At 31.8% G+C, this 8,694-nt stretch carries 8 protein-coding genes; 4 read left to right on the top strand and 4 right to left on the bottom strand.

Translation table 11 applies throughout. The features are described 5' to 3' along the window. Positions 1-240: 240 nt before the first annotated feature. On the top strand, positions 241-591 hold the full coding sequence (locus tag BLV22_RS14715) for a YolD-like family protein (RefSeq protein WP_091616854.1): 351 nt from the start codon (positions 241-243) through the stop codon (positions 589-591). Between the two features lie 78 nt (positions 592-669). Further along, complete coding sequence (locus BLV22_RS14710; protein ID WP_091616852.1) at positions 670-1,959, top strand: YopA family protein; 1,290 nt, start codon at positions 670-672, stop codon at positions 1,957-1,959. 328 nt (positions 1,960-2,287) lie between these two features. Here the strand turns inward: BLV22_RS14710 and BLV22_RS14705 are convergent, their stop codons facing one another. Together BLV22_RS14705 and BLV22_RS14700 are read right to left on the bottom strand one after the other, a co-directional pair. Beyond that, positions 2,288-2,737, bottom strand: coding sequence for a helix-turn-helix transcriptional regulator (locus BLV22_RS14705; protein WP_091616850.1), 450 nt, complete (start codon positions 2,735-2,737; stop codon positions 2,288-2,290). A 30-nt stretch (positions 2,738-2,767) separates the two neighbouring features. Further along, complete coding sequence (locus BLV22_RS14700) at positions 2,768-3,298, bottom strand: DUF6932 family protein (RefSeq protein WP_091616848.1); 531 nt, start codon at positions 3,296-3,298, stop codon at positions 2,768-2,770. A gap of 935 nt (positions 3,299-4,233) precedes the next feature. Here BLV22_RS14700 and BLV22_RS14695 point away from each other — a divergent pair. After that, complete coding sequence (locus BLV22_RS14695; protein WP_091616846.1) at positions 4,234-4,830, top strand: hypothetical protein; 597 nt, start codon at positions 4,234-4,236, stop codon at positions 4,828-4,830. An 812-nt stretch (positions 4,831-5,642) separates the two neighbouring features. Further along, entirely contained in the window at positions 5,643-6,275 is a 633-nt protein-coding gene (locus BLV22_RS14690) for a hypothetical protein (protein ID WP_091616844.1), read from the top strand. A gap of 575 nt (positions 6,276-6,850) precedes the next feature. Here the strand turns inward: BLV22_RS14690 and BLV22_RS14685 are convergent. Together BLV22_RS14685 and BLV22_RS14680 are read right to left on the bottom strand one after the other, a co-directional pair. Beyond that, complete coding sequence (locus tag BLV22_RS14685) at positions 6,851-7,711, bottom strand: replication initiator protein A (protein WP_091616856.1); 861 nt, start codon at positions 7,709-7,711, stop codon at positions 6,851-6,853. Between the two features lie 360 nt (positions 7,712-8,071). Continuing rightward, positions 8,072-8,596: a hypothetical protein gene (locus BLV22_RS14680; RefSeq protein WP_091616842.1), complete on the bottom strand. Its 525-nt coding sequence runs from the start codon at positions 8,594-8,596 to the stop codon at positions 8,072-8,074. Positions 8,597-8,694: the final 98 nt, after the last annotated feature.

Here is an 8,694-nt window from a genome sequence, read left to right as displayed (position 1 = left end):
GTTTATAATCCTTTCATAAGTCTCATGATATTGTTATAAACATTATATCAAAAAGGATTATAAACTTCATGGTTATATTATAAAGTTTATAACTTAATTTCATTTACTATAATTAAATTATAAGTTGTATAACGCAAACATAATATTTATAACAAAGGGGTTTAACCAAATAAAATCTTTTAAAGAGGTTTAACAGAACATTTGTTCGTGTATAATGGTATGCAAAAGGAGCATGATACCATGAAGCCGAACAAATTGACTCCAGGCAGCAATGTACGCTGGGAAAGCAGTCGAATGATTCTCCCGGAATGGAGGGCCAAATGGTTGCATCATCAACAGGAAAGCAAAAAAGTGGATCCTCCAATGTTAGACGAACAAATTTTTGTAGAATATTTTGATTTAATCCAAGCTTCAGAATTAGATAAAAGTTTGTTGATTATTGAATATTGGGAGGAAGGTTTCTATTATGAAATTACCGGGGCCATTGTAAGGATCAGCCGCCAGCAGCCAATGAACATTAAAATAGAATTAGAAAATAGCAAGCAACTCACGATTCCTATCGAATATATTCGTTATGTTGGCTGGGCATGAGAACATAAAAAAGTCCCGGCATTATACCGGGGAAATCACTTAATGGCTTATATAATAATTGTTGATTGGAGATATTTTATGAGATCGATTAAACCAGTCGAAGCGATTGATTCAAGTTTTTTTAAAATCAAAAATGAAGTTCTTATATATGAAGGGGATTTTAGACTGCAAAACCAAACTGAGTACATTAATCTGAATGGAGCTGTTGTTTTTTCATTTATGCCGAATCCTTCTATTACATTCAAAGGTGAATCTAAAGAACCTATTAATGATGACATAATAGGAAGCACCGATAATATTTTGATTGTTCCTGGCATGAACCCTACTAGAGTAACATTAGATTTAATGCAGAATAATCTTTCAGTAAAAGGAGAAGTGAACTATCAAATACAAGATAATAAAGATCCGTACATAGAAAGTTATTATTTGCATGTGACTAACTTCATAAAATATCGCGGCCATCGTCTTTACAAAGAAAAGTTTGATTTTGAAGGTGGCGTCAGCTTTGATCATGATAAATGGGAAATACAATTACATATGCGCCATGATTTTAAAACTAAAAAGATATTTCCTGAATTAAAAGATCATAATGGATATAACATCACTCACATCATTAAAATTAATAAAAAAGACGGTACTGATTTCAAAGTAAGTGAAGCTTCTGGCATAGAGGAAGTTCTCGTTTCAGTTTTTGGCCTTTCTGCTGGAAGGCACATAGGTATGCCTATAAAAGTAGGAGTAAAAGAAAATGAAAATGTTTATCGTAATTTTTCAATGCCTAAGATGAGCCCTTTTAAAAGCTTACCTAACTGGTTTCCTAAACGAAAAGGTAGCATTCTGAAGAACCTTTTTGATAATATTTCAACCAAATTTGAAGAAGATGAGTTCATGAAAAGAGTTATTAAAGAAACTATTCATTGGTATATTGAGTCATTAAACACGACATTTATAGAAAGTAAAACAATTAATGCCCAAATAGCTTTAGAAAAACTTTCTTATGTCTTGTTAACTCAAAAAACAACACCAACTATTAGTGAAAGCCAATTTAACAGCAATAATTTTGGTAAAAACTTAGAATTAATATTAGGAGAAGCTGATATTGAAAAACAATTAGTGGACGATTATTCGGTATTCAATAAACATTTTTCCTCAGGTCCTCACCTATTGGCACAGTACAGAAACCATATAGTCCATCCAAAACCAAAGAAAGAGATAGATAATTATTCTTTTCGTGAAAAGATTTTAATAGCTAAATTAGGAACGTATTATACAGAAAGACTTTTGTTATATTTAATTGATTATGACGACGTTTTTTCTAATCGCTTGAAAAATTTAACGATAGGAAACGATGACGATTTCTCAGACTAGCCGAGAGAGATCGTCTAATCACTGTATGTCTTCGTATAAAATATACAGATACAGCTTCCGATAAGAATCCTTATGTAAACAAGGTCCGGTGAAAACACCTGATATAGAGGGGTTCATTTTCGAGGCCAAAAGAAGCGAATGTATGACATATACATTGCTGAATTAGCAGGGGTTTCAGCTTATGGATAATATTAACAAGTAGAGATTATGTGTATAAACATGCGAAGTATATTTGAAAAGTTAGGCTGATTTCATTTCTATTTTTAAATGAATTAGAGTAGTTGAAATTTAAGTATAAAAAGAGAGCAAAATTATTGATGCTCTCTTTTTATACAATTTCTAATGATGAACCTTTATCAGTATTTTTAACATCACTTTCTACAGTCATGTGCATTGCATTCATAACTCTTTGTAATCTTTCTAAAGTTGCACCATAGTACTCATTTTTTTCATCTCTAGATACTTGTGCAGGAGAAACATTTAATCTCTCTGCTAAATCTTTTTGACTAATACCTAAATAGATCCTATAAGCTATTAATGTTTTTCCTAAATTGTGCATGTTTAGTATAGGGTTGAAATTTCCTCTTCTAATTTGTTCATAGTAATTAACTTCTTCAATTAATTGCTGATTAAAAGAAATAGTAGGATCTATCAATTTTTTAATTTGTTCAGGAGTTAATCCTTTTTCTTCTAAGTTTTTTCTTTGTTCCTCAAGAAATTCTTCATCTTCTTCTATTCTCTTCAGAGCCTCAGTATATTCTTTTTCAGTTCTAATCATATTTTCGACTCCTTATTATATAATTTTAATCTATTCTATGATTTTAATAATTCCTTTAGGAATGTGTCCAGAGCGCGTTTTTCTAAAAGCAGCAGGGAATTTTTGTTCATTACCATTTTCATCGACAAGACCCGAACCTTGTCCATATTCCGGATAAAGTTCTACTCGATACTGATGCCACATAGGTAGTTGAGCTTTTTCGTCACCTGGATAAGGTTTTCTTTCACGGGCGTCCCAAGTCCAAACAAAGTACGGATCTAAAGTATTTAATTCATGTTCTAAAGTAGTGGCGAGGTGCATATAATTACATTCAAAATATCCATCAATATCGTTGGGATGTGCTTTATCTTCAACAAAAGATCCATCAATATATATTTCAGTTATGCCAACTTGTTTTAATTGGTTTACCATTATTTCCAGATTATTAACTAGTTTTCTTCTCCACTGAGAATCCCATATTTCAGCGTCTGGGGGACCATGAACCAACATAGATTCTCTTAGTTCATCAATAGTTAACTCGTAATCTTTTGGAGGAAGCAAGCCCTCTTCGTTGAATTGCATGACAAAAACCCCTAACTCACAGATTATACTTAACTTATATGTTAAGTATAATCTGTGAAAATTACTATGTCTACGTTTTTGATTTTTTCTTTAACCTAAAAATTTTTTTACGAATTGAAAAAAATCCAGAATTTATTGAATATTATTTCACCGTAAATATAGTGCTGAAACGAATTTACCTCTGTATATAGTAGCGCAAATTTTGAAAGTTTCTATAAAACAACTAGATATTGAATCAGGACTTACACACTAATTTTATTTTTGTCAGAAAATGTGCACAATTCCAAGGGGAGATCCGCAAAGCAGCAGTAAGTATAAAAGAGAATTTAATTGTCAAGAGAATAAAAAGAAAAATATCTATATCATGTATGTTGAAAAAGAGAGTCGTACCATATATAGTAGGACTATGAATCAGCAGTATGACGGGCTTTTGAGCTTACCCCGATAACGAAAGGGGGGGGTGAGAAGCTTATGGAAATTTCTATTGTCTTAGAAAATCACTTAGTGCTTACAATGTACACTTCATTTCTTTTATTAACTCATTTCAAGACAAACAAAAAAACAATTCGCTGAAATAAGCTCCCCAGCTCATAGCGAATTGTCTTAGAAAGTATTTAATTTGCTCTCAATGCCTAACATACTGCTATTCAACTAATACTGTCCATGTTGGCGCATGGGCAGTTTTTTTGTCCTTTAAAGGACATCTAACGTAAGCCAAGTATAATACACTAGTATAATTTCAGCAATTGCTATTGATAATCTTTTTATTTATTTGTATCAGTTAGAGTTTTCCTTGTCTTTTTATTCTAAATGTACAGCAGAACAGTTCGTAGCGAGCACACGTGAAGACTTTTTTCATGACAAAAAGTTTTCTCAGCATAAAAGACATATTTTATGATCAAAAGTAATGCATTACATAAAAAGGGTGAATTCAAATGACAGAAAAAGAGTTTTGGCAGATTTATGAGCAATATAAAGAATATACAGCTGGGCAATTAGGAAGTGATGTAGGAAAAATGATGCGAAACTCTGATCCACTCACTACTATAACCTTGCAGACTCATCTTTTTGTCGAAGAACAAATGAGTGAAATGCTAAACAAATTCATGAAAGAAGAAATAACAAAAAAGTTTAGCTTTAATAACAAATTAAATTTATTAATCGGCTTAGACCTTATAAGCCAAAACACTTACGCCAGCATAAATTATTTCAATGAGATTAGAAACGATTATAGTCATCACTTAGACTTCAAAGTATCTAAAAAAAGGTTAGACAAGCTATTAGAAAAGCTAACAGATTCAAACAACGAAAGTTATAAAAAAACTGTAAGAGAACATATCAATAATAAAATTGAATTTAATGAGAGATATAGAAGAGCAATATCATTAGTAAGTGCTTTGATAAACAGAGATAACTTAGACTTTTATAATAATTTTTCGGAGAAATCTGAAGCAGTATTAAGTTATGAAAAGAAAAAAATAATTAATCAATTAGTAGAAAATAAATTCATTGACGACACAAATAATGATTAAAAAAAGGCGCATTTACACGCATCCTTTTTCTACGAAAAATATGTTTGTGCGAATGCTCTTTGGTCAATCTTCTCGTTCGTTTTGCTAGCGATAGCCTGACGGACAAACAGCAAAAATAAAACACCCTACCTGTCATCGAACAAGCTCACTTTGGAACACATCCCCTGTAACGATTAAAAATTTGAAAGAGCATAAGGGAAAAATGATATCACTTCGTTCTATCCCTGGCAGTGCCAGGTTTTCAGAGTGATATCGTTAAAAATGCTCTTTGTGACACTTGTGAGACACCACTGTGACAGGATTGAGTCACATAGACCCCTTTGTGACACATTTGAGACAGTAAAAACACCTTTTTTTACAGGTTAATTGCAAAAAAAGCATACGATATATTCGCACTTAACCTGTAAAAGAACGGGTGTTTTCTGTTCACAAAAGCGTGAACAGAAAACACCCGTTTTTGTGAACAAATCCGTGAACATCTTGTTCACACAACTGTGAACAAAAGCCATTTTGATGTACCCAGGATAAGTCCGGCACTGCCGGACGCCCCAGCTCGTCTGGGGTCACTTTTCCCTTATGCTCTTTCTGGATTTTATCTTTTGCAGAGGGGCTGTTCCAAAGTGAGCTTGTTCGATGACAGGTAGGGTGTTTTATTTTTGCTGTTTGTCCGTCAGGCTATCGCTAGCAAAACGAACGAGAAGATCGACCAAAGGGAGTTCGCACAAACACATTTTTAGAATAAAAATTATGTGTGTAAGTGCGCCCTTCTAAAAATCACTTATTACTCAGAATAGAGAATGGAGTGTCTACTTTTGAATTTTATTATTAATTACTTAACGGAAATTGGAATTGCTATTTCTTTTTTTTCTTTGATAATTTCTGTTTTTGCTTTCACGTTAGTTTACCTCAATCGAAATGATAAATTTAGACCCCATTTGTTTGCTTATTATGACTCTAGTTTAGTTGAGCCATCGCAAGCTGGAGTCATTTTTGTTAAAAATTTTGGTAGTGTTCCTGGATTTATCTCTTCAGTGAAATTAAATTCAGTTTATGACATTTATACGAGAACTGAACAATATGCGTTTTTACAAATAAATGAGGTTCCCTCAGATGCAAAATTGCGACAAGAATATATAAATACTGAGGATAGTTTGAAAAGGTCTTGTGAAAATAGGACGTTCCTTCCTGATGAAAAAATTGGAGTACAAATAATTGATCCTATTTTTACTGAGAGTCGCGATATTTTTGATAATACAGATATATATAAATTAAAAGAGCAACAAAAAGAAAAAGATTATGAGAGTTCTCTAACTAAAATTTCATTAGTCGTGGAGTATAAAAAATCTAAATTTTTCTTACCCTTTCCTGTAACAGGGATAGATAGATTTAAAGAAGAATTTATACTTTTTGAAAGCAATGAGAATCACGAAGAAACGACTCAGTAGAGCGGTTTTAGTATTGAGCGATTTATGCCGAGAAAACTTTTTTCATGACCAAAAGGAAATTGGAATAAAGTATTAGCGTATAATGGCAAAAAAGGAATAATATGCAGTTTTTAAGGATAAGAAGAAGCAAGCTAAACAAGATAAGAAGAAGGCATCCTAAATATAATTAGGGTGTTTTTTGCTTTATTTAGTTTTCCTCAAAAAGTTGAACTCGGAGACTCGGTGTAATCAAAGGGCCTGAGGTTATCCTAGAGCCTTTTTTATTTTTTTAAATTTCTACAGGGGCACTTTTCAAAAATTTTTTCCGTTTTACTTTTTCTAAATTTATTTTCTAACAAGAAAAAGATCCAGCACAAAGAACACTATGAATGATTGTTCATTTGTTAAATATAATTATATGCATATTCAGCTGGCAAACTTTGCTGCTAATTAGAAATGTCACACTAATATAAGCTAATCAATTAAAAGTTAGCGACTGTAGCAAGCATACAGAAACGTTTAACTATGTTCCCTTATCATTTATCACGAAACAACAAATAACGCTCAGAAACGTTTCTATACGCTTTTAAATGTATTCACTCTTGCAGCCAATTCATATTCAGTGGATGAGTAGAAGGAAGATGATTATACTTCTTGCCTTCAATCTTTCCATGCTTCAGATTGTGTTTATAAAGAGTGTTATCCAAACATGAACGATAATAAGCAATGTAGTTATCAATCTTAACTCTATTACTATCTACTTCTTCCTTAACTCTTTGAATAACTTCTTTTGATAATCCCTTTTTCATATACTGCTTCTCTATTTCATATACTTTGCTTTGATCTTCAGAAGATTGATTATCATATTCTAAATTGGAGTTGTTAACTTGCTTCTTGTTAACAATATTTAATTCAGTGTTATTAAACTCAGGATTAATTAACTCAGTATTACTAGGCTTAAATTTTTTAAGTTCCGGAGCTAAAGTTTTTTTAGTTCCGGTACTTAAATTTTTTAAGTTCCTTGTCTCGTCTGGGTTAGAGTCTTGTTTTTGTTCTGGATAAATATCTAATCCTTCTTCTTGTTCTTGTATCTTATAAATATCATCATCAGTAACAATAGGATCTTTAATGTACAATTTATTAGGCTTATTCATTCCTACTCTTTCTTGATCTAATAAGCCATGCTCAAGTAATTCATTCTTAATGGAGATTACCTTAGGCTCACTACAATTTAATATCTTCTTCAATTCTTTATTGCTGAAGATAAAATATATGTCACCCTTCTCATCTATCCAATTGTTCTTTAAAGAAAGATTGCTTCTATCAGAAAGAATAGACCAGGCAATTTTAGTATCATTTTTCATATTCATATATTTATCGTTAGTAAAGAAAACCTTTGGAATTTGTACGTGTTTCATTTTAAAGATATTTTTGATATTTCTACGTTCTGCGTTCATTAAAAAAACTCCTATCTGTTTTAGTAGATTAGGAGTTTCACACAAATTTCCGTAATGAATCACACGAAATAATAATTTAACCATAATACGTTTCCCCTTGAAGAATAAGAGGAATATGCTAGAATGTAGTCAAATGTATTATTTCTCGCCCAGAGAAATTTGGAGGAAACTCCTGGAGCAGTCAGTGTAGTCAGCACTGGCTGCTTTTCCGTTATTAGATACAATAATAAATGAACAAAATCACTTTAGCAAATCGCTTACAAAAGTTTGGGAATTAAAGTGAAATTAAATATAGGTTGTATTTAAATACATAGCCTATTCCCTTAGAAGTCGTTACCCTCCAGGTGCGACTTCTTTTTATTATCCACCAAATAATCTAGCCCAGAATCCCTTTTTATCTAATTTTTCTTTAATCTCATCCATATCCTTCTTTTGTTCTACTAAATAATCAGTAAGAATTTGCTCCCGTTTTTCAGCAGCTTCTAATTGTTCTTCATGTTTTCTTTGTTGTTCTTGTAAAGCTCTTTGGCTTTCCTTCTGCTGCTGCCTTAAAATTGCTTTTAATTCATCAATATTATGATTTAAATCTTCAAATTGCTGATATGGAACCAGCCCACTTTCTCCCCCATGAGATTCATGATAGCCGTTATTTTCTACGTTGATTATATAATCTATTGCCGATTCAATGCTGTGATCTGGATGGTTTTTAAGCCTAATAATTTCTTGGAACAGTGAAACATCATCTTCTGTAAAAAGAATATGACCTTGATTACTTCTCTTAAAAAAATGGCCCTTTTTTTCAACTAATAAAAAATATTTTCTGGCGGTACTTTCTTTAAGCCCTAATTTATCGGCTAAATCAGTCATACGATATTGCATTTCCATAAGGTTTATAATCCTTTCATAAGTCTCATGATATTGTTATAAACATTATATCAAAAAGGATTATAAACTTCATGGTTATATTATAAAGTTTATAACTT

Origin of the sequence: Marinococcus luteus (assembly GCF_900106595.1) — a bacterium.
GTDB lineage: Bacteria > Bacillota > Bacilli > Bacillales > Marinococcaceae > Marinococcus > Marinococcus luteus.
The sequence above is the reverse complement of the archived record's forward strand: the minus strand, read 5'-3'. Positions and strand labels throughout refer to the sequence as shown.